This is a genomic window from Enterobacter sp. WCHEn090032, from assembly GCF_003986875.1.
In the GTDB taxonomy this organism is placed as follows: domain Bacteria; phylum Pseudomonadota; class Gammaproteobacteria; order Enterobacterales; family Enterobacteriaceae; genus Enterobacter; species Enterobacter sichuanensis.
Window position 1 is genome coordinate 18,808 of sequence record NZ_RXRN01000035.1, and the last position, 22,411, is coordinate 41,218.

Sequence of the window (22,411 nt, forward strand, 5' to 3'; positions counted from 1 at the left end):
AGGCAGAGTGGTATTTATAATTTGAAAGGGATAATGACCTGATGGTATTTAACGTGATTACGTTTGAAAAACGATAAATAGTGAGCATCAGTGTGAGTTTTACTCAACATCTTATTTATCCCATCACGCTATACTTACGACCAGAAACCGAACGTATCGAATGAGGATGGTATGTCTACCGACAACTTATCCAGAATGGGCGCAGCAAAGGTACGCCTTTTGACGGATCAACATGGCAATCAGATAATTGAAAAAAGCCCTGTTAGTGATGTTGAATACTGCTTTTATGAGCGTGCGGCGGAGCCACTCAAGAGGGCTGTTGAATCACCTCGACTGTTGCACGCAGATCCTCATCAACACGTCCTGAGGCTCGAGTACGTTCCGCATAAGATCTCCCAGGATGAGGTTACTGCTGACGAAATATTGAGACGACTTTCACGCCTTCACGATTATCCTGCCGACCCCGCATGGATTTATCACCCCCATAGCTGGCCTGAGTCATCGCTTGAAAGATCGCTGTCTCTTCTGGAATTACCCGTCCGCATTGAGCGGCAGTTGCGCTATTTTCACCAGGCGGGCAGCGTTTTGTTTAGTCAGGAATGTTTGATTTCTGGTGATACGAATGCGGGTAACTGGGGCAGAAGAGAAAACGGCGATGTAATCCTTTTTGACTGGGAAAGGTTCGGCACGGGCAGTCCGGCTATCGACCTTGCTCCGCTGGTGAAAGGGATGGGTACAAGACAAAGCATTTTGCAGCTTGCCGAACGCTACTGTTTATTTACTGCTCATTCCGTTGCAGACAAGTTAGCCAGAGAAATCACTATCGCCAAAGCATGGATTGTCACTGAAGTCGTGTTATTACTGCACGAAAGGAAAAAGCCTGATCTGAATATCTACCTTAACTGGTACAGGGACCATCTTCCCGGCTGGCTGGATGAGTCCGTCACCCTTCTTTGAGGCCCATTTTCAGCCTTCAGGCCGATAACTCAGGCAGCGTTTTGTTTCACAAATGCCGTAGCCCACAGTCTGTTCAGAATGGTATAACGCCTTGCGGCACTCGGGGTGCCGTCAGCTGACCCCATTCACAAAGGTGTATATGAAACAGATTACTTTCAGCGATCTGCAGCAACAGAGCGAGCAGGCCGCCATTTCCCCTCGCTTACGTGCGCATCGTAATTTACACCCTGAACTGAGCGACCCGGTTCAGCGCCTGGCCATTGCCATGGAGCCTGGCACCTATGTTCGCCCGCATCGCCACCCGCATACCTTTGAATTGCTGACAGCGCTCAGTGGCCGCTTTCTGGTGCTGAATTTTGATGACAACGGTAATGTGACTCAGCGCGTGGTGTTGGGTGAAGCGTGCAAGGTGCTGGAGATGGAGGCGGGCACCTGGCATGCCGTGCTGTCACTGGATAAAGGTGGCGTTGTTTTTGAGGTTAAACACGGCGGATATCAGCCTGTTGCCGGGCCTGATTTTGCCCCATGGGCACCTGCTGAAAACGCACCCGGTACCGAAAAGCTGATGCAATGGTACGCGCAGGCGCAAGTGGGTGATGGGGGTTTTACCCTGTAAGGGTTCTCATCTGTGCCCGGCGCGCGATGAGGTGCGCCGGGAAATTTCAATCACAGGCTGATATTAATCCGCAAGATTGATTCCTTGCAGAAAATCCTCAACCTGAGCAGGTGTTGCCGTATCGGCCTGGTAGAGAATATCGAGCGTGACGTTCTTCAACCCGCAGAAGCCAAATACACCTTCGATGATTTGCGTCTGAATCGCCGTCGAGTAGCCGTGTTTATCAAATCCGGTGAGATCGCTGCCGCCAGTGGCAATCAGGCGGACGGGAACATCCCGTAAGTTGCCCACAATCCGGCCGTCGTCGGCTACCTTATACGCCCAGTTCAGGGTTAATACGCGATCGAACCAGCCTTTCAACAGCGCGGGAACCGACCACCAGTACACCGGGAAGACAAACACCAGCATATCCGCTCGCTCAACGCGCTGCTGCTCGCGCAGAATATCGTCGGGGAGGGCGCCGGGTTCGCCATGATAAAAATCCAGATCGGCGCGCGACATGGCCGGATTAAAACCTTCGGCATGCAGGTCAGCCCTTTCAACCTGCATACCTTGTTCGCGAAGCTGTCCGGCAATGCGATCGGCCAGTGAATGAGACAGCGAGTTTTCGACAGGGTGAGCCGTCACGATCAGCGCATTTTTGATGACATCTTTAGCAGACATAGCAACCTCAGCAGGGAGTGAATTGCTACCTATATTACTATTGGTAACTTAACTGTCAATCTGCCTGCTACGATCATTTTGTGCTTTTCGCGTAGGTCTCCAGCACGCCGGACATGGCGCCGCTGAGCATATCTTCCGCAACATTTCGGGCGAGCGCACCGCTCCCTGCGGCGGCGCTGAGCGCGTCCGCAGCGCCCAAAATGGCCGTCAGCACTGCTTCCCCCTGAACACCTTTTAGCACAACAAAAGGAGAAAGCGCGGTGCGCAGGCAGTCGGCACACTCTGCCACGCACGCTTCCCGGAAGGTCTGCAGCGCGTGGGACCCGGAGAGCGCCGCGGCGATGGGGCCCGTTTCGGGCCCCGCGGTTATGGCGCAATCGATATAGGCGGCGCTGAAAAAGCGGATCGTCTTTTCCAGCGTTTTGCTGTCTACCGCCAGCGTTTCACGGAATTTTTTCAACTGCCGATCGCTGTAATCCTGGTACAGCGCCATCAACAGCCCTTCGCGATCGCCAAAGTGGTCGTAGGGGATCGGCTTTGTCACGTTGGCCCGTTCCGCCAGGTAACCCAGCGTCAGTGCCTCCGTGCCTTGCTGGCGGACAATGCCACGCGCCACCTCCAGCAGCTGCACGCGGCGATCCTCTTTTCTTAAGCGCTTAACAACCATGTTTTCCTCGGGTCAGTTAATTACTGAGGGTAGTTTACACGTTTTCAGCAGGGAGCTGCACGCCTTGTTCCGCAGGGCGGATCCGGAACCAGATTGCATACATCGCCGGCAGGAAGACGAGCGTAATGATGGTTCCCCCCAACGTTCCGCCGATCAGCGTCCAGGCCAGCGTTCCCCAGAACACCGAATGTGTCAGGGGAATGAACGCCAGCACGGCAGCCATCGCGGTCAGTAATACCGGGCGCGCGCGCTGGACCGTCGCCTCAACCACCGCCTGGAACGGATCGAGGCCCGCCTTCTGGTTATGGTCGATTTGCCCGATCAGAATCAGGGTATTGCGCATAAGAATGCCTGACAGGGCGATCAGGCCCACCAGGGCGTTGATGCCAAACGGCTGATTAAACATCAGCAGGGTGGGGACCACGCCAATCAACCCCAGCGGCGCGGTAAGAAACACCATTACCATCGCCGAGAGCGAACGCACCTGCAAAATGATGATCAGCAGCGTCAGGGCAATCATGATCGGGAACAGCGGGAGCATGGCCTGTGTGGCTTTACCTGATTCCTCAATCGACCCCGCCATGTCGATGCGGTATCCGGCTGGCAGCGCATCAACAATCGGCTGGAGCTGCTTCATGATGGCAACCGACACATCCGGTGGCTGAAGCGTGTCGGCGATATCGCCCCGCACGGTAATGGTCGGTGTGCGATCGCGACGGCGCAGGATCGGATCTTCCATGCCAATCTCAATCTTGCCGATTTGGGACAGCGGAACACGCTGTCCCGCATTGCCGACCAGGGTGAACCCCTCGATTTTTGCCGGATCAAGGCGGATATCTCCCGCGGCGCGGCCCATCACCTCTACCGAACGGATATCTTCCCGTACGGCGGTAACAGGCACACCGGACAACAGAAACTGGAGCTGGCGGGCGACGTCACTGGACGTTAATCCCGTCGCCTGCAGGCGGTTCTGGTCGAGGGTGAAATGTAATACAGGCACGCGCGAGCCCCAGTCACTGTTGACGGTGCGCATCATCGGGCTTGCCTCCAGCACGGCTTTCACCTTATCAGCGATGCCACGCACGGTTGCGACATCCGGTCCTGAAACGCGCCAGGCCACCGGGAAGGGCGAGTACGGGCCAAACACCAGCTGCGTTACCCGCACGCGGGCTTCCGGCGCAAGGCCGCTCGCGACCGCCTGCCGAAGCCTGAACTTGAGCGCCTCGCGTGAGGTCTCGCTGTCTGTGAGGATCACGACTTTGGCAAAAGACGGATCGGGCAACTCGGGGGCCATCGCCAGATAAAAACGGGGTGAACCCTGTCCAATATAGGCGGTAACGATTTTGGCTTCCGGCTGTTTGCTCAGCCAGGCTTCAATTTTTGCGGTGGCGGCGCTGGTCTGCGCAATCGAGGTACCGTAGGGCATCTGGACTTCTACCAGCACTTCCGGGCGATCGGAGGTCGGGAAAAATTGTTTTTTTACCAGCCCCATACCGAGCACGGCGAGGATAAAAATGGCGACGACCGAGCCAGCCACCCGCCATTTTCTGGCGATAACGCGGCCAAGCAGCAGGCGAAAACGGTTATACCGAGGCGTGTTATAGATGGCGGCATGGCCACCTTCCACGACCGGAATATTTGGCAGGATCTTCACGCCCAGATACGGCGTGAACACCACGGCGACAAACCAGGAGGCAATCAGGGCGAGGCCGACAATCCAGAACATGTTGCTGGTGTATTCCCCGGCGGTCGACTGGGCAAAGCCGTTCGGCATAAAGCCAATGGCCGTCACCAGCGTACCCGCCAGCATGGGCGCGGCAGTGTGGCTCCAGGCGTAGGCGGAGGCTTTGATTCTGTCGTAACCTTCCTCCATCTTCACCACCATCATTTCGATGGCGATAATGGCGTCGTCAACCAGCAGGCCAAGCGCGAGGATCAGAGAGCCCAGCGTGACGCGGTCAAAGTTTATTCCTGCGGCCTCCATTACCACAAAGACCACCGCCAGCGTGAGCGGGACCGCCGCTGCCACCACCACGCCCACGCGCCAGCCCATGCTGACAAAACAGACCACCATCACTACCAGCAGGGCGACGAAGAATTTGATCATAAACTCGTCGACCGACGAGCGGATATTCACGGACTGATCGGTGACTTTGGTCAGGGTCATGCCGAGCGGCAGGCCCTCATTAATTTTCGCCGCTTCTGCATCCAGCGCTTTACCCAGCGTCAGACCGTTCCAGCCTTCACGCATCACAATGCCCAGCAAAAGGGCGGGCTCATGCTGATTACGGATCAGCATCGTCGGGGGATCTTCGTAGCCCCGTTCAACCGTGGCCACATCGGACAGTTTGAGGGTCTTGCCCTGAGCCACAAAGGGGGTATCGCGGATCTTTTGCAGTTCGTCGAAAGCACCGTCGAGGCGAATAAAAATCTGCGCGCCCCGGGTCTCAATGGAACCAGCAGCGGCCAGGGCGTTCTGGCTGTTGAGCGCAGTGAAGATATCCTGGGTTGAGAGCCCCATCGTTGCCAGACGGTCATGCGAGAAGGAGATGTAAATCCGCTCAGCCTGCTCACCGATAATGTTCACCTTCTTCACGCCCGGGACGTGCAGGAGCTGCTGGCGAAGGCTTTCGGCATCACGTACCAGCTGCCGCTGCGGTTCGCCTTTCGCTTTCAGGGCAAAGAGGGCGAAGGTAACATCTGAAAATTCGTCATTGATCATCGGCCCGATGACGCCGGACGGGAGACGCCGGGTTTCATCTCCCAGTTTCTTCCGCGCCTGGTAGAACTCGTCCTGCACCTCAGCGGGCGGCGTTTTGTCCTGCAATGACAACGTGATAAAGGCCATGCCGGGGCGGGTATAGGTTTCCGTGCGGTCATACCATTTGAGTTCCTGCAGGCGCTTTTCCAGCGGTTCGGCAACCTGATCCTGGATTTCCTGCGCGGTTGCGCCCGGCCAGACGGTAATCACCGTCATCTGCTTCACCGTGAAGGGTGGATCTTCTGCGCGTCCAAGGCCAAAAAAGGCGTAAATACCGGCAATTGTTACGAGAACGATCAGAAACAGCGTGACTGAACGCTCGCGAACGGCGAGCGCTGACAGGTTGAAGCGGTTTTCGCTCATGGCGTGGTCTCCGCGAGGCCGGCATGACGTTGTTCGGCCAGCCTGACGGTCTCACCTTCATGCAGAAGATGGGCACCCAGCGCAACAATCTTCTCCCCGGGCTTCACGCCTCCCGTGACCTGCGCGGCATCGTCCCCCACGCTCTGCACCGTAACGGGCGTCCAGGCGACTTTTGCTGACCGATCGGAAATGCGCCAGACGCCGGGACCGTTGCCTGCATCGTAGAGGGAGGCCAGCGGAACCTGCATCACCTGACCCTGCTGGCGCACGGCGAGCTGGAGCGTGACGGTTGCCCCCAGCGGTGCGTTTGCCAGAGCGCCTTCCAGGACATAGCGTGCTTCATAGGTGCGGGTGGTGGCGTCGGCGGAATCAGACAGCAGGCGCAGTGTTGCGCTGACCGGGTGTGTTTCATTGCCATACAGCGTGGCCTGCGCGGCGCTGCCAACGGCAGGACGCAGGGTCTCCGGGAACTGTACAAGCGCTTCGCGCTGTCCCGCTCTGGCGAGCCGGATCACCACCTGACCGGCGCTGACCACCTGACCCGGTTCGGCGAGGGTCTCCATCACCACGCCGTCTGCATCCGCCAGCAGTAGGGCATAGCCCGTGGCGTTTTGCGCCACGCTAGCCTGTGCCCGGGCAGCGCTGAGCTCCGCTCTGGCCGTATCCGCAGCGGCTTTGATCTGGTCATACTCCGCGGCGGACACGGCGCCAGAGGCCACAAGGCCGCGATAGCGCGCCTCATCGCTGGACGCTTTGCGCGCGCGTGCCTGGGCAGCGTCCACCGCGCGCTGCTGTGCCTGGGCCTGTAATTTCAGATCCACCGGGTCAAGGCGCAGCAACGGCTGACCCTGTTTGACGGTCTGCCCGGTATCCACCAGACGTTCGAGGATTTTTCCCTGCACCCTGAAACCTAAATCGCTTTGCGTTCTGGCGACCACCACGCCCGTGAAGGCGCGGGCTGTGTCGCTGGCAAGTGCGACAGAGGCGGATCTGACAAGCGGCGGCTGAGTGCGCGGATCGTCACTCGAAGACGTATCGCCGCATGCCACCAGGGCGAACGGCAGGAGACAAACGGCAACGCGGGCTGAAGTGAGACTGAGCATGGGAAACCTTTTTGACGTAACAGAACGGTATCCGCATTCTCTGACTAGTGACCAATATTGTCAATGGTCACAAATCAGGGGGCCAGGCTTCGTAAAATCAGTGAAGAGAGCAGCACTGCCGCAGCCGGGGCTGTTTCGAGGTTGTACTGCAGCTGTACGGGATTGATGTAAGGACACATCACCATGTGAATGGCCTGGGTGACCTCGTCCAGCGGCGTTTTTCTCTCGAACTCACCGGCCTGCCTGCCTTCGATGATGATGCTCTCAATCAGCTTCATCAGGCTTTCTGCATACCGTTCCGTTGAGGGCCACTGTTCGCGTGCGGCGACGGCGGCAATGTCGTAAAGCTTACGATCGTGGAAGAACAGCTCGCTGCCTGCTTCAGTTAGCGCTTTGAAAAGACGGCGCAATTTTTCGCTGGCCGAGGGCGCGTCCTCGATGGCGGAAAGCACGGCCGCCATGATCAGTTCCAGGCGGTTAGCACAGATCACTTCACCAATTGCCTGTTTGGACTCAAAAAATTTATAAATGTAGGACTTAGAAAAACCGATAGATTTGGCCAGCTCGGCCACGGTGGTTTTTTCATAGCCGTAGTGGCCGAAGTGCTCAAAAGCCGCTTCGACAATTTGCTCTCTGACAGTGTGGTCAAGTGGACCACGTGATGATGGGGTAGGCATATTTTTAGTCATTATTTAAGCTTAGCGTGACAGGTTACGATTAACAACGAGTGACCATTTTGTATTTTGGTTACCTGTGTTTTCGTACCAGGTCATCCAGACGGGACGATGACCCGGTGAGGGGTAGTGTATCACCGTTTTTTGGCGTTATTGTTTTTTAAGCCAGTCGAGAAAAAACTGACTGAACGCCGTGACCTGAAGCGGCTGCAGGGTGCGCTGCGGGTAGACAAACTGCAGCCCGACATCTTTGCGGTCGTATCGGCTAAAGCCGGTGAAGCTGTCGGCAAACAGCACCGTGAGTCTTCCTGTCTCAACGTCGTCTTTGACGTCCCACCACGATTTCCCCGCGATGCCCGCCCCGCTGAGGGCCCACTGACGAAGCAGCGCGCCGTCGTCACACACCATGGCAGGATCGACACGAACGACCGTTTCCTTGCCCTCAGTCTCGAAGCGCCATTCGTTCATCACCACGCCCTGCGACTCAAGCGCCAGGCACCGGTGATGGGCTAACTCCGCAAACGTGGCCGGGACACCATGGGCGGTAAGATAGGCCCGGGAGGCGACCAGTACCCGATGATTGGGGCGAATATTTTTGACGACAAGGCTGCTGTCCGGGAGGTTGCCGAAGCGCACGCTCATATCGAGCCGGTTAGCGACCAGGTCCTCAACGTGCTCTCTTAACGAGATGAAAAATTTCACGTCGGGATGGTGGCGGGAAAACTCAACCACGGCGGGGCTAAGGTATTGCCTGCCAAAGTCAGAGGGGGCAGAAAGGCGAATATTACCGCTTAGCACGCCTTCTTTTTGTGTCAGTAACGACTCGGCATGGCGTACCTCTTCCAGCACGCGCAGTGCGGCATGGTAAAACTCTTCGCCAGCACGGGTCAGGGTGATGGACCGCGTTGAGCGATGGAACAGGCGGGTCTGGTAGCGCTCTTCAATCGCCTTCAGCCTGGCCGTCATGGTGGCAGGGGAAAGCGACAGGCGTCGTCCGGCAGCGGAAAGGCCACCGGCCTCAGCGACTTCAACCAGCAGGGCCATGTCTTCGAGTTTTCCCATTATTCATTTTTTCCGAAAAGTGCATCTGATTTTAGCGTAATTATCAAAAGCAGATGCCGTCTGTAAAGTGGTTTCATCCAAACCATAAGGGATGAAACATGAAACAGACCTCACTTTTTGAACGCTACAGGTTAGGTTCGCAGGACCTCAAAAATCGTATCGTCATGGCGCCGATGACCCGTGCGCGTTCCCTTCAGCCGGGCAATATTCCCTCTGCGCTGATGGCGGAATATTACCGGCAGCGGGCCAGCGCGGGGTTAATCATCACCGAAGCCACGCAGATCTCGTCTCAGGGTCAGGGATACTCCTGGACGCCCGGCATGCATTCGCCGGAGCAGGTTTCAGGATGGCAACTCATCACAGGCGCCGTGCATCAGGCGGGCGGACTCATTTTTTCTCAGCTCTGGCACGTCGGGCGAATGTCCCACGCCAGTTTTCATCAGGACGGCCAGCCCGTCGCCCCGTCAGCGCTGGCGCCGGACGCGCAGGTATGGGTGGTGAATGAAAAGGGCGAAGGCCAAATGGTGGACTGCCCGCAGCCGCGAGCGCTTTCGCGCAAGAACATTCACAGCATCGTCGCGGACTATCGCCAGGCCGCGCTGAATGCCGTTCAGGCCGGATTTGATGGCGTGGAGGTTCACGGCGGTAACGGTTATTTAATCGACCAGTTCCTGCGCCAGACATCCAATATACGCACGGATGAGTACGGCGGCACGCTGGCGAATCGGATCCGCTTTGCTCAGGAAGTGTTAAGCGCCATTGCTGAGGCCATTGGTCACGAGCGAACAGGCATTCGTCTTTCGCCGTTTATCACCCAGCGCGGGATGAACGATCCGCAGGTCTCTGAAGCCATACTCGCGCTTGCGGCCTGGTGCGAACAACAAGGGATTGCGTTCATCCACCTGGCGGAAGCCGACTGGGACGATGCGCCGCAGATCCCCGAACAATTCCGTCAGTCACTTCGCGAGACCTTTAGCGGGACGCTGATCGTCGCGGGTAACTATGACCTTGCAAAAGCCGAAAAAATACTTGCGGCGGGCTATGCCGATTTAATTGCCTTCGGACGACCGTTTATTGCCAACCCGGATTTACCCCACCGGCTGGCGCACCGGTTGCCGCTGGCAGAGGTGCGGGATCCCGCCACGCTGTTTGGTGGCGCCGGGAGGGGATATACCGATTACCCACAATACAGGGTTATCGAGTAACGTAAAAAATGGTGAGAAAGAAGATGAACGCTTTGAAAACTTTTCGTCCCGCCCTCGCGGCGCTTATTTTTGTTGGACTGTCGGGCGGCGCGTATTCGGCGCAGTCAGAATGGGTGAAACCACAGCAGCTTATTGTGGATAAGAGCCTGTCCCGGACGCAATTAACAGCGAATGAAGCCGTTGCCAGAGAATATGCCACGTTCTGGAACACCGGAGAAGAATCCCTGGCGCGTGATGCCCTGGCAGCGAATTTTATTGATAAAACGCCGCCGGAAGGTCGTAAGCAGGGGCCGGAGGGCGCTATTTTAGCCTCGCGTGCGTTTCGCACGGCAGTGCCGGATTTACGCTGTGAGGTTGAGCAGATGATTATTTCCGGCGACCGCGTGGTCTCCCATTTGCATTTTTACGGCACATTCACCGGGACTTTTGGCAAGCTGAAGGGGAAGGGGCAAAAAATAGATTTTATCGCCACGGATATCTATGAAATCCGCGAAGGTAAAATTGTGGCTAACTGGCATATTGAAGACAACCTGACGCTGATGAAACAGCTGGGCGCACTGTAATTCACCACTCCGGGGCATCCCGGAGTGATGCGAAATTCTATAATCCCAGATCGCTCAGCGAGGGGTGATCGTCCGGGCGTCTGCCCAGCGGCCAGTGAAACAGCCGCTCTGATTCTTGTATCGGCATATCATTTACGCAGGCAAAACGACGCTTCATCAGTCCGTCCGGTGCGAACTCCCAGTTTTCATTGCCGTACGAGCGGAACCAGTTGCCGGAATCATCATGCCATTCATAGGCATAGCGAACGGCGATGCGGTTATCCGTAAAAGCCCACAGCTCCTTAATCAGACGATAATTCAGCTCTTTTTTCCATTTCCGCGCCAGGAACGCCTGCGCCTCTTCACGGTTGGTGGCGAACTCAGCGCGGTTGCGCCATCGGGTATCCAGCGTATAGGCCAGCGCGACTTTCGCCGGGTCACGACTGTTCCAGCCATCTTCTGCCAGTCTGACTTTTTCGATAGCGCTTTCACGGGTAAAGGGCGGTAAGGGAGGGCGTGTGTTCATGGCGATTACCTCAGTAAGTTATATGTAGACAGATCTGTCTACCTGCGGTAATCTATGCCTGTAAAATAACGCTGTCAACCCCATTATGAGGCTGTCTAAAATTGAAAGCAGAAGCTGCAGGCAACGATAAAAAAATCAGCGTCAGGGATAAAATAATACTTACGGCGCACGATCTGTTCTATTCCACGGGCTTCAAAGCAACCGGCGTGGATACGCTGATTAAAGAGGCGAAAGTGACGAAGGTGACGTTTTATCGCCACTTTCCGAGTAAAAGTTTACTTATTCTCGCCTATTTGCAATATCGGCATGAAATATGGATTGACTGGTTTGAAACCACGTTGCGCCGACATCTCGATGAAGGAGAAATACCTGCTGATGCAATTCCTGCAACGCTTAATGAATGGTTTGTTTCACCCGATTTCCACGGTTGCGCATTTATTAATGCCAGCGCGGAAGCCAAATCCGAAGATATTGAAAGCGAAATAAAGGCGATATGTCGCGATCATAAAATCGAAACAAAGAATATTATTGCGTCGCTGACGAAGATCGCTGATGAGCACGTCGTCAATGAAATCATGCTGCTCATTGACGGTGCCATTATTCATGCGCAGATGGGCATGGGGACGGATGAGGTCATCACGTCGTTGAAGCGGGCGTTGGCAGGGTTACCAGGTGGCAAATGATGCTTAGAATTCGACAGGCCACCGTGGCCGATTCAACACTGTTAAGCGAGCTGGGATACCGTATCTATCCCGCCCATTTTCAGCATTTGTGGGTGTCAGGCGCAGAAATGAAGGATTTTCTGGCCGCGGAGTACGCCCCTTCCGTCGTCGAGCAGAGCCTGACTGAGAGCCCTGTTTCCTGGTTTGTAGCCGAAACCGATCGCCCCGTGGGGTTCATGAAAGCGACCTGGGAGGCCACGATCCCAGAAACGGATAAACAGGGCGTACTCCTCAACAAGCTCTACCTTGATCCTGCTGAAACTGGCAAGAACTATGGTCAGGTCATGTTCAACACCATTATCGACCTGGCCCGGAACAGGGGGAAAAACTATCTCTGGCTGGAGGTGCTTGAGCAGAACGCGGGCGCGTACCGGTTTTACCAAAAGCAGGGCATGCTCTGCCTTAAGAACGTGCTTTTCGAAACCGCTTCTCAGCAGAGCATACTCAGAATTATGGGGATGTCTCTTTAGCACATGCATGCTCGTCCCGCTGTGCCAGCGACAGCGCGCTGGCGCTGGCGGGATCGAACAACGACAGGCTCTCAATCTGATTGAGTAAAATCACTTTGCGGAATGACATGGCGCTGCGGGGTTCCGAGTCAAGCGTAATGTCATGCTCCGCATACCACCTGCTGTAATTATTCTCGATGCGCAGGTTCATCGTCTTCGCGTCCCGGTACCCGCTCAACATCGGGATCAGCACGATGTTGGCCGTTTTTTCATATTCCAGCGTCGCGGTGTGGATCATCCCCACGTATATCCGCCTCGACCGCAGCGTGACCTGCGCCAGCTCGCCTTGCTCCATACACTGATAGAGCAGTTGTTCGATCCCGCTCGCCTGCGCAAGCCGTTTGTAGAGCTTTTTCCGGCTTTCCCCATCCAGCCTGGCGCTGCCTGCCCAGTTAGAGCGGTAGAGGCAAAACAGGATGGCGAAGGCCAGCATCACCACCACCGGCGCCTGAATGCCTAAAAAACTCCAGTTCATAAAGTCGATTTGCCAGTCGGTGTATTTCGGAGAGGCAAAGTGAAAAGCGTTGTTGGCGGCGGAGAGGGCGAGCAGCAGCAGCCAGAGCAGCCCCGTGGCAATCACGCCCTGCAGAACGAAAATAGAGCCATACAGCGCAACCAGAAAATAGACATCCCAGCCGAAGGAGCGTTTGATTTTAAAGCGGGTGGACAGGTCGCGGCTGGTGTACCAGTACCCGCAGACCATCAGCACCATAAATATCGCCGTTCCCATATCAGGCCCTCTTCAGCGCGTTGACGTGACGCAGAAAGTCCTGCCGCACCTCGTTGCTCTTGTAGTTCACCGACGCGTTGCCGTCCTGGTCGATGATGATGCGATCGCCATCTTCGACAGCTTCAATAATTTCCTGCTGACTCATGACCTGAAGTAAGGATTCGGGGCTGGAGAAAAGTGAGAGAAAGAAGCGTTTCATGTCAGGCATCCTTATGAATTAAAAAGAATAAGCTTGGAAGATGGCCGGTGAGTTTGCCTTAAGGATTTCCTGAAAGTGAAAGCCGGGTGGCGGCTACGTCTCACCCGTCTTACAAAACCCTCAATTGAATGAAGGTGCATCTAATTGAAAGTATTAGAAAATAAAAAATAAATTTGCACAAACTTGGACAAATAACGTTAATTGTGTAAGTTTTAATTATGCGATTACGCCACGTTGTTTACAGCCAGGATGTGACCCATGAGCACTTTGCCCTCTGTCGTGAGTCGGTTTGTTGAGTACTACGCCGCACTGGATAGCCAGCCGCCCTCGGCGCTGGTGGGGCTTTATCACTCAAATGCGACGCTTATCGATCCCTTTGGCGAGCATGACGGGCTTTTCGCGCTTCAGCGCTACTTCACCCATCTGCTGGCCAACGTTGAGCATTGCCGTTTTACCATCGATGACCCACTGTGCGGCGAAAACCGGTTTGTGGTCACCTGGGTGATGCACTGGTCGCACCCGCGCATTGCCGGAGGAGAGCCGCTCGAACTGCCGGGGTGCTCGGTGGTGGAGACGGAAAACGATCTCATCACGCGCCAGCGGGATTACTACGATGCAGGAGAGATGATCTACGAACATCTGCCTCTGCTGGGCTGGGCGGTTCGCGGCGTCAAGCGCAGGGTGAAATCATGAAGACGGTGCTGATTACCGGCGCCAGCTCGGGCATAGGGGCCGGGCTTGCGAAATCCTTTGCCGCTGATGGCTACCATGTGATTGCCTGCGGACGCGATCCGGCGCGCCTGGAAGCGCTGCATCAGACCTGCCCCAATCTCACCGTTCGCCTGTTCGATATGACAGACAGGGACGCCTGTCGCCAGGCCCTCACTGATAGCTATGCCGATCTGGTTATTCTTTGCGCCGGTACCTGCGAATACCTCGATCAGGGCGTGGTGGATGCGGCCCTGGTGGAGCGGGTGATGGCAACCAATTTCCTTGGCCCGGTGAACTGCCTTGAGGCACTTCAGCCGCAGCTGGTTGCCGGCAACCGCGTGGTGCTGGTGAGCTCAATGGCCCACTGGCTGCCTTTTCCCCGTGCGGAGGCCTATGGCGCCTCCAAAGCGGCGTTGAGCTGGTTTGCCGAGAGCCTGCGCCTGGACTGGGAGCCAAAAGGGATTGCCGTCACGGTTGTCTCGCCGGGTTTTGTTGATACGCCGCTGACGCGGAAAAACGATTTTGCCATGCCCGGCAGGGTGAGCGTTGACGAAGCGGTGAAGGCGATCCGTATCGGGCTGGCGGCAGGAAAAATGCATATCGCGTTTCCTGTCGGTTTTGGCCTCATTTTGCGGCTGCTCGCCGGGCTGCCCGCATTTTTGCAGCGCACGCTGCTGCGCAGGATGGTGCGTTCATGAAGATTGCGATTATTGGCAGCGGCATTGCCGGGCTGACCTGCGCCTGGCGGCTGGCCGGACATCATCAGGTCACCCTGTTTGAAGCGGGAGCCGTGCCAGGAGGCCATACCGCAACCGTGGATGTGGCAACGCCGCAGGGTACCTGGGCCATTGATACCGGATTTATCGTCTACAACGACCGCACCTATCCGCGCTTTATGGGCCTGCTCAGCGAGCTGGGCATCAGCGGACAAAAAACGCAGATGAGCTTCTCGGTACACAATCCTGCGACCGGGCTTGAGTACAACGGCCATACCCTGACCTCGCTGTTTGCCCAGCGTCGAAACCTGGTGAATCCGAGATTCTGGCGGCTGCTGGGCGAGATCGTTCGCTTTAACCGTCTGGCGAAAGCGGCGCTGGAGGGCGAGGGGGATCCCAACGCCACGCTGCAGACGTTTCTGGACCAGCACGGCTTCACGGCGTTTTTTGCGCACCACTATATTCTGCCGATGGGGGCCGCCATCTGGTCATCGTCGCTGCAGGAGATGAAGCGTTTCCCGCTGCCGCTCTTTTTACGTTTCTTCCAAAACCACGGGCTGCTGGATATCACCCATCGGCCGCAGTGGTACGTCGTCCCGGGGGGCTCGCGGGAGTATATCCGCGCCATGCTGGAAAAACGGGGTGACCGTCTGACGCTGCACCTGAACGCGCCGGTGCAGCGCGTGAGCCGCCATGAGCGCGGGGTCACTCTCCAGCTCGAAAACGGTAGCCATACCTTCGACCAGGTGATATTTGCCTGCCACTCCGCCCAGGCGCTGGCCATGCTTGACGACCCGACGCAGGCGGAGCGCGAGGTGCTGGGCGATATCGGCTGGCAGCGCAACGAGGTGGTCTTGCACAGCGACCCGCGCTGGCTGCCGGTGCGCAAGCGCGCGTGGGCCAGCTGGAACTACCGTCTCAGCGAGCAGGAGCAGGCCAGCGCCTGCGTCACCTACAACATGAACATCCTGCAGGGGCTGCCTGCGGGCAGCCCGCTGTTCTGCGTCACCCTCAACCCGGAAAGGCCTGTGGACGAACGTTTCGTCTGGCAGCGTTTTGTGTATGAACATCCGCTGTTTAACCCGCAAAGCTGGCGGGCGCAGGCGCGCCGCGCAGAGATCAACGGTCAGCGGCGAAGCTGGTTCTGCGGGGCTTACTGGTACAACGGTTTTCATGAAGACGGCGTGCGCAGCGCGCTGGACGTGGTCAATGCGATAGCGGCCGGAGAGGGGAACTGAGATGAACAGCTGCCTTTATCACGGCGTGTTACGCCACCGCCGCCTTCAGCCGAAAACGCATGAATTTCGCTACACCGTCTTTATGGCCTGGCTGGATCTGGATGAACTGCCGCTGCTGGCGTCCGTTGGCGTGCGGCGCAATCGCTTTGCCGCCGCCTCGTTCAATGACGCCGACTATCCGCTCGGCACGCCGCTTAAAGAGAACGTGCTGAGCAGGCTGGAGAGCCTGACCGGAGAACGTCCTGACGGGCGGGTTATGCTCCTGACCCAGCTGCGTTACTTCGGGTTTCATTTTAATCCGGTCAACTTTTACTACTGCTATGACGGCAAGGGGACGCTGCGCTGGGTACTGGCGGAGGTCCGTAATACGCCGTGGAATGAACGCCATTACTATGCCGTTAACGGACAGGATGCGCAGCCTACGGAAAAGGCGTTTCACGTTTCCCCGTTCAACCCGATGGACATGATCTACCACTGGCGCTTCAACACCCCGGACAACACGCTGCATATGCACATTGAAAATCATCAGGATACAAAGGTGTTTGACGCCACCCTGGTGCTGCGTCGGGAGCCGCTGACCCGCACGACGCTGCGCGCACTGCTGCTGCGCATCCCGCTCATGACCCTGAAAACCGTATTCGCCATTTACTGGCAGGCGCTGAGGCTGTGGCTCAAGCGCGTGCCGCTGTATAACCATCCCGTCAGCAGGAGTGAACGCTCATGACCGATCCCGTCTTTGCGCTTGAACCCGATATCCCGCGCAACGTCCGCATCGCGCGCTGGCTGCTTTTCAGGCTGTTAAGCGGCATCCGCGGCGGCTCGCTCACCCTGCGTGAAGGGGCGCAGAGTTTCCATTTCGGCGAAACATCCTCCGCGCTGCATGCCGACGTGCAGATCCTGACGCCCGGGGTCTACTGGCGTGTCTTAACGGGCGGGAGCCTTGCCGCGGCAGAAGCCTGGATGGACGGCGAATGGGAAACCGCGCAGCTTACGCCGCTTCTGCAAATCCTGGCTCTCAACGGCGAGGTTCTTGGCCGTCTGGAGAAAGGCTTTCGCCTGCTCGGCAGGCCGCTTGAGCGGCTACGCCACTGGACGCGGCGTAACTCCCGTGCCCAGGCGCGGGAAAATATCGCCGCCCATTACGATCTGGGCAACACCTTTTACAGCCATTTTCTGGATAAGGAGCTGCTTTACTCCAGCGCGCTGTTTACCGCGGATGAGCAGGATCTTACCGCGGCTCAGCAGGCCAAAATGGCGCGCCTGTGTGAACAGCTGGCACTGAGTCCGGGGGATCACCTGCTTGAAATAGGCACCGGCTGGGGGGCAATGGCGGAATACGCCGCCCGGCATTACGGCTGTCGGGTGACCACCACCACGCTTTCGCAGGAGCAATACGTCTGGGCAACCGAGCGGATTGCCCGTGCGGGGCTGCAGGACCGGGTCGAGGTGCTGCTCTGCGACTATCGCGACCTGACCGGGGAGTATGACAAGCTGGTCTCAATAGAGATGATTGAGGCCGTCGGGCAGCGCTATCTGCCCACGTTCTTCCGCACCTGTCAGGCGCGGCTGCGGCCGGGAGGACGGATGGCGATTCAGGCCATCACCATTCAGGATCAGCGCTATCGCGACTACAGCAAAAGCGTCGATTTCATCCAGCGCTACATTTTCCCCGGCGGCTTCCTGCCGAGCATTACCGCGATGAATGAGCTGATGACGCGCCACACCGACTTTGTGGTGCGCAACCTCTTCGACATGGGGCCGGATTACGCCCGCACGCTGGCCCACTGGCGGCAGCGTTTTGTCCATGCCTGGCAGGAGATTGAAAAGCTCGGCTTTGATGACCGGTTCCGCCGGATGTGGCTGTATTACTTTGGCTACTGCGAAGCCGGGTTTAACGCCCGCACCATCAGCGTGGTGCAGCTTACCGCCGAGCGCGTATGAGACGTTACCTTCAGGTTTTCCTGCTGGCCGTCGCGTTCGATCTTTACTGGGCGCTGGTGGTGCTCTTTCGCGAACAGGGCCTGATTCTCTGGCTCGCGCTGGCGATCCTGGCGTGTCTGCTATTGCCGTCGGTATACCGTCCTTACGCCATTGGGCTGGCGGCGGCGGGCAGTTTGCTGGACGCGCTCTGGGCCCTGACCGGGCTCATTGCCTTCACGGGCGAGTCGCTTATGCCGCTATGGATGGTGGCATTGTGGCTGATGTTCGCCACCGTCTGGACGCAGTTGACGCGCACCACCACGTTACCCGGCTGGCTGCTGACGCTGCTCGCCGCCGTGGGGGGGCCGGTGGCCTATCTGTTCGGCGAGCGGCTGGACGCCATCACGTTTCTGGAGCCGACCGTTATCGTCGTCGGCTGGATGGTGCCGGGGTGGCTGGTGTTGATGCTGTTTTACCACCTGCTGATGGGGAGACAAAAATGAGAACTGCGGTACTGCTGCTTTGGCTCACGCTCGTCGCGCCCGCGGCCCTGGCGGCTGACTGGCTGGCCTGGCGTAAGGTGGGCGACGCCACGCTCACCTGGGGACCTTTCACCGTCTATACCTCCCAGCTGCGCACCCCGGACGGGCGTTACGGTCAGGAGAATGCCAGTCAGGCGCTGATTATTACCTATGCGCGCGATATCGATCGCGAGGCGCTGGTTGAGGCGACCCGCGACCAGTGGCAGGCGCAGGGGATCCTGCAACGGGAACCCCGAAGCGAAGCCTGGTTACAGATGCTGCGCTCTGTGTGGCCAGATGTCCGGCCGGGCGCACAGCTGGCGTTTGTGCTCGACGACGGGCAGGGGCAGTTCTGGTATCGCGCGTCAGCAGCGCAAAAAGCCTTTATTCCACTCGGACCGCGTCAGTCAGAAGCCTTCAGCACCCGCTTTCTGGCCATCTGGCTGGGTCCCCGCACGCAATACCCTGAGCTGCGTCAGCAGTTAATCGGAGGCCAAAAATGAAACGTTTCCTGACCCTGGCGCTGGCATTGACGATGCTGCTGGCAGGCTGTAGTACCGAGGTGGCCGAGTATCGCCAGCAGCAGCCGCGGCTGGATATCTTCCAGTACTTTCAGGGCAAAACCGAAGCGTGGGGGATGGTGCAGGATCGCAGTGGTAAACAGATCCGCCGCTTTCACGTGGAGATTGCCGGGGATGTTATCGGAGATACGCTGACCCTCAATGAACACTTTGTTTATGACGACGGTGAGAAGCAGCAGCGGGTATGGCATATCCGGCGCGTGGGGAACGATCGTTACGAGGGCACGGCGGGGGACATTGATGGTGTCGCCACGGGGCAGGCAGCGGGCAACGCCTTTAACTGGCATTACAGCATGAATGTAAAAGCCAACGGAAGCACCTGGCGACTGACGTTTGACGACTGGATGTACCTGCAGGACGAGACCCATCTGTTTAATAAAACGGAGATGAAAAAATTTGGCGTCACCGTCGCCACGGTGACGCTGTTCTTTATCCGTAAGAGATGAATCTAGTCGCGGGCGAGGTGGGTATTACTGCCCGAGTAGATGAACCAGAGCGCAATACCCAGGCAAACTACCGCCCCGAGACGACTCGTTGAAAACGGAATGGCAGGATTACCCAGCCAGCCAAAGTGATCAATCAGCATGCTCATCGCGAGCTGGCCGAAGATCACCGCCACCGTGGCGACGGCGGTGCCGATCCGCTGCACGGCCAGCACCATTATCACGATATAGGGCACGCCGAACATCGCGCCGAGGAGCTGCCATTTTGGCACGTCCAGCAGCGTAATGGCCTGCTTAGGCTCAACGAAGAAAATCAGCAGGGCGGTCACCAGCGCGCCGACGGAAAAGGTCAGAAACGCACTTTTAAATACGCCCACGCTGCTGCCGAGCTGTCCGTTGATTGCAGCCTGGATGCTCAGCGTCGCGCCGCCGCAGACGGCCAGAAGGATCATAATCAGTGTCATACGTTACCCCTGCGCGACCAGTACCAGTGCCGCAATGATGAAACCCAGCGCGATAATGCGTTTCGCGTTTATTCTCCTGTGCGGTGTCCCCAGCAGACCATAGTGGTCAATGATCAGGCTTTTAAAGACCTGACCGGCCAGAATGCCGATCATGGTCATGGCGATGCCGATGGCGGGTGTCGCAACGGTCAGAATGACCACGTACACCGGGCCAAGCACGCCGCCGAGCAACTGCCAACCGGGCTGAGCAAAAAACGACGGGCTGTTGCGCGGGCTAAAAAACAGCATCAGCAGAAACGTTAGCGCGGCACCGACGCCAAAAATGCTGAACGTCGCCCATAAATCCCCAACTTTACTGCCCAGCGGACCGAGCAACCCCGCCTCAACGGACAGGCCCATCCCGCCGGCAATCACCAGTAAAATCAAAACAAACTGCATATCTTTCCTCCGTTTCAGGGGAAGAAGATTACGTCGCAAGCTTAGTGAGAAAAATGCCATAATGCAGCAAACACCTTTGCAAGGTATGCATTAATGGTCGACGCCAGTAACATCAATATCCGCGCGCTGCTGATCTTTATTGACGTGTATGAAGCGCAGAACTTCTCCGTCGTCGCGCGCAGGCAGGGAATCTCGGCCTCGCAGATATCCCGCGTGATCCATCAGCTTGAAGATGCGCTGGGGCAGCAGCTTTTCTATCGCAATACGCGGGCCGTTATCCCCACGGAAAGTGGCCATCTTTTTATTCGCTATGCCCGTTCGATGGCGGAAAACCTGGAAGAGGCGCGACGGGAGCTGGACGCCCGCGCGGTGGAGCCGTCTGGCGTAATCCGTATTAACGGACCGGTATTTTTCGGCCAGAAGCACATTGCCCCGGGGCTTCCCGGTCTGGCGGAACGCTACCCCCGACTCAGCGTAGAGCTGACGCTGACCGATGATTTTATCGACCCGCACCGGGATGCTGCCGACGTGATCTTCCGCATTGGCGTGCTGACCGACTCCTCTTTTCGCGCCCGGGTGTTCGGTCAGCAGGTGTATCACCTGGCCGCATCGCCAGAGTACCTGCGAAAACACGGTGCGCCGGACGGCCCCGACGAACTGACCCGGCATCACTGTCTTGTTTATCGCGGATCGTCGGGGCCTAACCGCTGGCTGTTTCGCAGGCCGGGCGAGGCGTGGATGCACTATCCCGTTACGCCACTGATGACCTCGAATAATGCGGAAGCGTTACTGGCGGCGGCGCTGGGCGGAATGGGGATTGTGCTGTTTCCGGACTGGTTGCTGAGCGAGCCCCTCCAGCGCGGCGAGCTGATCCCGCTTCTGCCCGCGCTGGAGTGCGCCATTAATACGGAACAACAGGCTATCGCGGCGATTTATCCTGATGCCCGACATCCGCCTCTGAACGTCAGGGCGGTGATTGATTATTACGTCGAGCGTTTTGGTTCGCCGCTGTACTGGCAAGCGTAAGGGGATTACGCGCCGAGCTCCAGGCGGATAATCTCAGCGCCGGCGCTGAGCGCTTTCAGCTTGCCGTTAGCAACCTGGCGGGAGAGAGGGGCCATGCCGCAGTTGGTGGAAGGGTAAAGCTTGTCGGCATCAACGAACTGCAGCGCTTTACGCAGCGTACCGGCCACTTCCTCCGGCGTTTCAACCGTGTTGGTTGCCACATCAATCGCGCCCACCATCACTTTTTTACCGCGGATCAGCTCCAGCAGATCCATCGGCACGCGAGAGTTGTGGCACTCCAGGGAGATGATGTCGATGTTAGAGGTCTGCAGCTTCGGGAAGGCCTCTTCGTACTGTCGCCATTCTGAACCCAGCGTCTTTTTCCAGTCGGTATTGGCTTTGATGCCGTAGCCGTAGCAGATGTGTACCGCGGTTTCGCATTTCAGCCCTTCGATGGCGCGTTCCAGCGCGGCGATGCCCCAGTCGTTGACCTCGTCAAAGAAGACGTTAAACGCCGGTTCGTCAAACTGGATGATATCGACGCCTGCGGCCTCTAACTCTCTCGCCTCCTGGTTGAGGATTTTGGCAAATTCCCAGGCAAGCTTTTCACGGCTTTTGTAGTGCGCGTCGTAAAGAGTGTCGATCATGGTCATCGGCCCCGGCAGGGCCCATTTGATCGGCTTATCCGTGAGCTGGCGTAAGTATCTGGCATCGTCCACGAAGACCGGTTTCTGCCTGGCGACGGCAGAGACCACGGTCGGCACGCTGGCATCATAGCGGTTACGAATGCGCACCGTCTGGCGATTCTCAAAATCAACGCCGCTCAGGTGTTCAATAAAGGTGGTGACGAAGTGCTGGCGGGTCTGTTCCCCGTCGCTGACGATATCAATTCCCGCGCGGATCTGCTCATCCAGCGATAAGCGCAGCGCATCCTGTTTACCCGCCAGTAACTCCTGATCCTGTAATTTCCACGGTGACCAGAGCGTTTCAGGTTGCGCAAGCCAGGTCGGCTTAGGCAGGCTGCCAGCGGTGGACGTCGGGAGCAATGTTTTCATAATAAAAGACCTTTTTGGAT

Annotated in this window: 27 protein-coding genes; 15 read left to right on the plus strand and 12 right to left on the minus strand. The window is 57.3% G+C overall.

Going from position 1 to position 22,411, the window contains the following annotated elements; genetic code table 11:
* Positions 1–171: 171 nt before the first annotated feature.
* Together EKN83_RS20870 and EKN83_RS20875 are read left to right on the plus strand one after the other, a co-directional pair.
* On the plus strand, positions 172–957 hold the full coding sequence (locus EKN83_RS20870; RefSeq protein ID WP_126801614.1) for a phosphotransferase family protein: 786 nt from the start codon (positions 172–174) through the stop codon (positions 955–957).
* 139 nt (positions 958–1,096) lie between these two features.
* Positions 1,097–1,573, plus strand: coding sequence for a WbuC family cupin fold metalloprotein (locus EKN83_RS20875; protein ID WP_025757949.1), 477 nt, complete (start codon positions 1,097–1,099; stop codon positions 1,571–1,573).
* A 63-nt stretch (positions 1,574–1,636) separates the two neighbouring features.
* Here the strand turns inward: EKN83_RS20875 and EKN83_RS20880 are convergent, their stop codons facing one another.
* The 6 genes from EKN83_RS20880 to EKN83_RS20905 all read right to left on the minus strand — a co-directional run bounded on the left by EKN83_RS20880 (position 1,637) and on the right by EKN83_RS20905 (position 8,866).
* Positions 1,637–2,236 carry an NAD(P)H-dependent oxidoreductase gene (locus EKN83_RS20880; protein ID WP_126801615.1) on the minus strand — a complete coding sequence of 200 codons (600 nt, stop codon included), beginning with the start codon at positions 2,234–2,236 and terminating at the stop codon, positions 1,637–1,639.
* Positions 2,237–2,309: 73 nt separating this feature from the next.
* The gene (locus EKN83_RS20885) at positions 2,310–2,903 is read right to left on the minus strand and encodes a TetR/AcrR family transcriptional regulator (protein WP_045284311.1); all 594 of its coding nucleotides are present in this window, start codon (positions 2,901–2,903) and stop codon (positions 2,310–2,312) included.
* Between the two features lie 34 nt (positions 2,904–2,937).
* On the minus strand, positions 2,938–6,027 hold the full coding sequence (locus EKN83_RS20890; protein WP_126801616.1) for an efflux RND transporter permease subunit: 3,090 nt from the start codon (positions 6,025–6,027) through the stop codon (positions 2,938–2,940).
* Positions 6,024–7,130: an efflux RND transporter periplasmic adaptor subunit gene (locus EKN83_RS20895; protein WP_126801617.1), complete on the minus strand. Its 1,107-nt coding sequence runs from the start codon at positions 7,128–7,130 to the stop codon at positions 6,024–6,026. Before EKN83_RS20895 ends, EKN83_RS20890 begins: the two co-directional genes overlap by 4 nt.
* Before the next feature lie 74 nt (positions 7,131–7,204).
* Positions 7,205–7,819 carry a TetR/AcrR family transcriptional regulator gene (locus EKN83_RS20900; RefSeq protein WP_059385340.1) on the minus strand — a complete coding sequence of 205 codons (615 nt, stop codon included), beginning with the start codon at positions 7,817–7,819 and terminating at the stop codon, positions 7,205–7,207.
* Positions 7,820–7,954: 135 nt separating this feature from the next.
* Complete coding sequence (locus tag EKN83_RS20905) at positions 7,955–8,866, minus strand: LysR family transcriptional regulator (RefSeq protein ID WP_126801618.1); 912 nt, start codon at positions 8,864–8,866, stop codon at positions 7,955–7,957.
* 98 nt (positions 8,867–8,964) lie between these two features.
* Here EKN83_RS20905 and EKN83_RS20910 point away from each other — a divergent pair, with 98 nt between their 5' ends.
* A complete protein-coding gene (locus tag EKN83_RS20910; protein WP_126801619.1) occupies positions 8,965–10,071 on the plus strand; it encodes an alkene reductase in 1,107 nt (368 codons plus the stop codon).
* A 23-nt stretch (positions 10,072–10,094) separates the two neighbouring features.
* Complete coding sequence (locus EKN83_RS20915) at positions 10,095–10,634, plus strand: ester cyclase (protein ID WP_045284317.1); 540 nt, start codon at positions 10,095–10,097, stop codon at positions 10,632–10,634.
* 37 nt (positions 10,635–10,671) lie between these two features.
* On the opposite strand, the gene EKN83_RS20920 is transcribed toward EKN83_RS20915, so the two are convergent.
* Positions 10,672–11,139 (minus strand): DUF1348 family protein, encoded by a 468-nt coding sequence (locus EKN83_RS20920; protein ID WP_126801620.1) that lies wholly within the window; start codon positions 11,137–11,139, stop codon positions 10,672–10,674.
* Between the two features lie 101 nt (positions 11,140–11,240).
* Between EKN83_RS20920 and EKN83_RS20925 the strand changes: the two genes are divergently transcribed.
* Together EKN83_RS20925 and EKN83_RS20930 are read left to right on the plus strand one after the other, a co-directional pair.
* Complete coding sequence (locus tag EKN83_RS20925) at positions 11,241–11,822, plus strand: TetR/AcrR family transcriptional regulator (RefSeq protein ID WP_126801621.1); 582 nt, start codon at positions 11,241–11,243, stop codon at positions 11,820–11,822.
* The gene (locus tag EKN83_RS20930; protein ID WP_126801622.1) at positions 11,819–12,331 is read left to right on the plus strand and encodes a GNAT family N-acetyltransferase; all 513 of its coding nucleotides are present in this window, start codon (positions 11,819–11,821) and stop codon (positions 12,329–12,331) included. Before EKN83_RS20925 ends, EKN83_RS20930 begins: the two co-directional genes overlap by 4 nt.
* Here the strand turns inward: EKN83_RS20930 and EKN83_RS20935 are convergent.
* Both EKN83_RS20935 and EKN83_RS20940 read right to left on the minus strand, forming a co-directional pair.
* Positions 12,312–13,100, minus strand: coding sequence for a hypothetical protein (locus EKN83_RS20935; protein ID WP_025757931.1), 789 nt, complete (start codon positions 13,098–13,100; stop codon positions 12,312–12,314). The two genes, EKN83_RS20930 and EKN83_RS20935, sit on opposite strands and share 20 nt — an antisense overlap.
* A gap of 1 nt (position 13,101) precedes the next feature.
* Positions 13,102–13,299, minus strand: coding sequence for a hypothetical protein (locus tag EKN83_RS20940; protein WP_008502331.1), 198 nt, complete (start codon positions 13,297–13,299; stop codon positions 13,102–13,104).
* Between the two features lie 258 nt (positions 13,300–13,557).
* On the opposite strand from EKN83_RS20940, the gene EKN83_RS20945 reads away from it, so the two are divergent.
* From EKN83_RS20945 to EKN83_RS20980, 8 genes are read left to right on the plus strand one after another with little or no spacing between them, the layout of a single operon-like run.
* A complete protein-coding gene (locus EKN83_RS20945; RefSeq protein ID WP_025757930.1) occupies positions 13,558–13,992 on the plus strand; it encodes a nuclear transport factor 2 family protein in 435 nt (144 codons plus the stop codon).
* Positions 13,989–14,708, plus strand: coding sequence for an SDR family NAD(P)-dependent oxidoreductase (locus tag EKN83_RS20950; protein ID WP_126801623.1), 720 nt, complete (start codon positions 13,989–13,991; stop codon positions 14,706–14,708). Before EKN83_RS20945 ends, EKN83_RS20950 begins: the two co-directional genes overlap by 4 nt.
* A complete protein-coding gene (locus EKN83_RS20955) occupies positions 14,705–15,964 on the plus strand; it encodes an NAD(P)/FAD-dependent oxidoreductase (RefSeq protein WP_126801624.1) in 1,260 nt (419 codons plus the stop codon). Before EKN83_RS20950 ends, EKN83_RS20955 begins: the two co-directional genes overlap by 4 nt.
* A gap of 1 nt (position 15,965) precedes the next feature.
* Entirely contained in the window at positions 15,966–16,688 is a 723-nt protein-coding gene (locus EKN83_RS20960; protein ID WP_126801625.1) for a DUF1365 domain-containing protein, read from the plus strand.
* The gene (locus EKN83_RS20965) at positions 16,685–17,905 is read left to right on the plus strand and encodes an SAM-dependent methyltransferase (protein ID WP_025757924.1); all 1,221 of its coding nucleotides are present in this window, start codon (positions 16,685–16,687) and stop codon (positions 17,903–17,905) included. Before EKN83_RS20960 ends, EKN83_RS20965 begins: the two co-directional genes overlap by 4 nt.
* Positions 17,902–18,387: a DUF2878 domain-containing protein gene (locus EKN83_RS20970; protein ID WP_126801626.1), complete on the plus strand. Its 486-nt coding sequence runs from the start codon at positions 17,902–17,904 to the stop codon at positions 18,385–18,387. Before EKN83_RS20965 ends, EKN83_RS20970 begins: the two co-directional genes overlap by 4 nt.
* Positions 18,384–18,908, plus strand: a complete 525-nt coding sequence (locus tag EKN83_RS20975) for a hypothetical protein (protein WP_126801627.1) — start codon at positions 18,384–18,386, stop codon at positions 18,906–18,908. Before EKN83_RS20970 ends, EKN83_RS20975 begins: the two co-directional genes overlap by 4 nt.
* Positions 18,905–19,432, plus strand: a complete 528-nt coding sequence (locus EKN83_RS20980; protein WP_126801628.1) for a DUF3833 domain-containing protein — start codon at positions 18,905–18,907, stop codon at positions 19,430–19,432. The genes EKN83_RS20975 and EKN83_RS20980 overlap by 4 nt, the downstream gene beginning before the upstream one ends.
* A gap of 2 nt (positions 19,433–19,434) precedes the next feature.
* Here EKN83_RS20980 and EKN83_RS20985 read toward each other — a convergent pair whose 3' ends face one another.
* Together EKN83_RS20985 and EKN83_RS20990 are read right to left on the minus strand one after the other, a co-directional pair.
* The gene (locus tag EKN83_RS20985) at positions 19,435–19,893 is read right to left on the minus strand and encodes a DMT family transporter (protein WP_126801629.1); all 459 of its coding nucleotides are present in this window, start codon (positions 19,891–19,893) and stop codon (positions 19,435–19,437) included.
* A 3-nt stretch (positions 19,894–19,896) separates the two neighbouring features.
* Positions 19,897–20,331, minus strand: a complete 435-nt coding sequence (locus tag EKN83_RS20990) for a DMT family transporter (protein ID WP_126801630.1) — start codon at positions 20,329–20,331, stop codon at positions 19,897–19,899.
* Between the two features lie 93 nt (positions 20,332–20,424).
* On the opposite strand from EKN83_RS20990, the gene EKN83_RS20995 reads away from it, so the two are divergent.
* Positions 20,425–21,357: a LysR family transcriptional regulator gene (locus EKN83_RS20995; RefSeq protein ID WP_045284329.1), complete on the plus strand. Its 933-nt coding sequence runs from the start codon at positions 20,425–20,427 to the stop codon at positions 21,355–21,357.
* 5 nt (positions 21,358–21,362) lie between these two features.
* Here EKN83_RS20995 and EKN83_RS21000 read toward each other — a convergent pair whose 3' ends face one another.
* The gene (locus EKN83_RS21000) at positions 21,363–22,391 is read right to left on the minus strand and encodes a methionine synthase (protein WP_126801631.1); all 1,029 of its coding nucleotides are present in this window, start codon (positions 22,389–22,391) and stop codon (positions 21,363–21,365) included.
* Positions 22,392–22,411 lie beyond the last annotated feature (20 nt).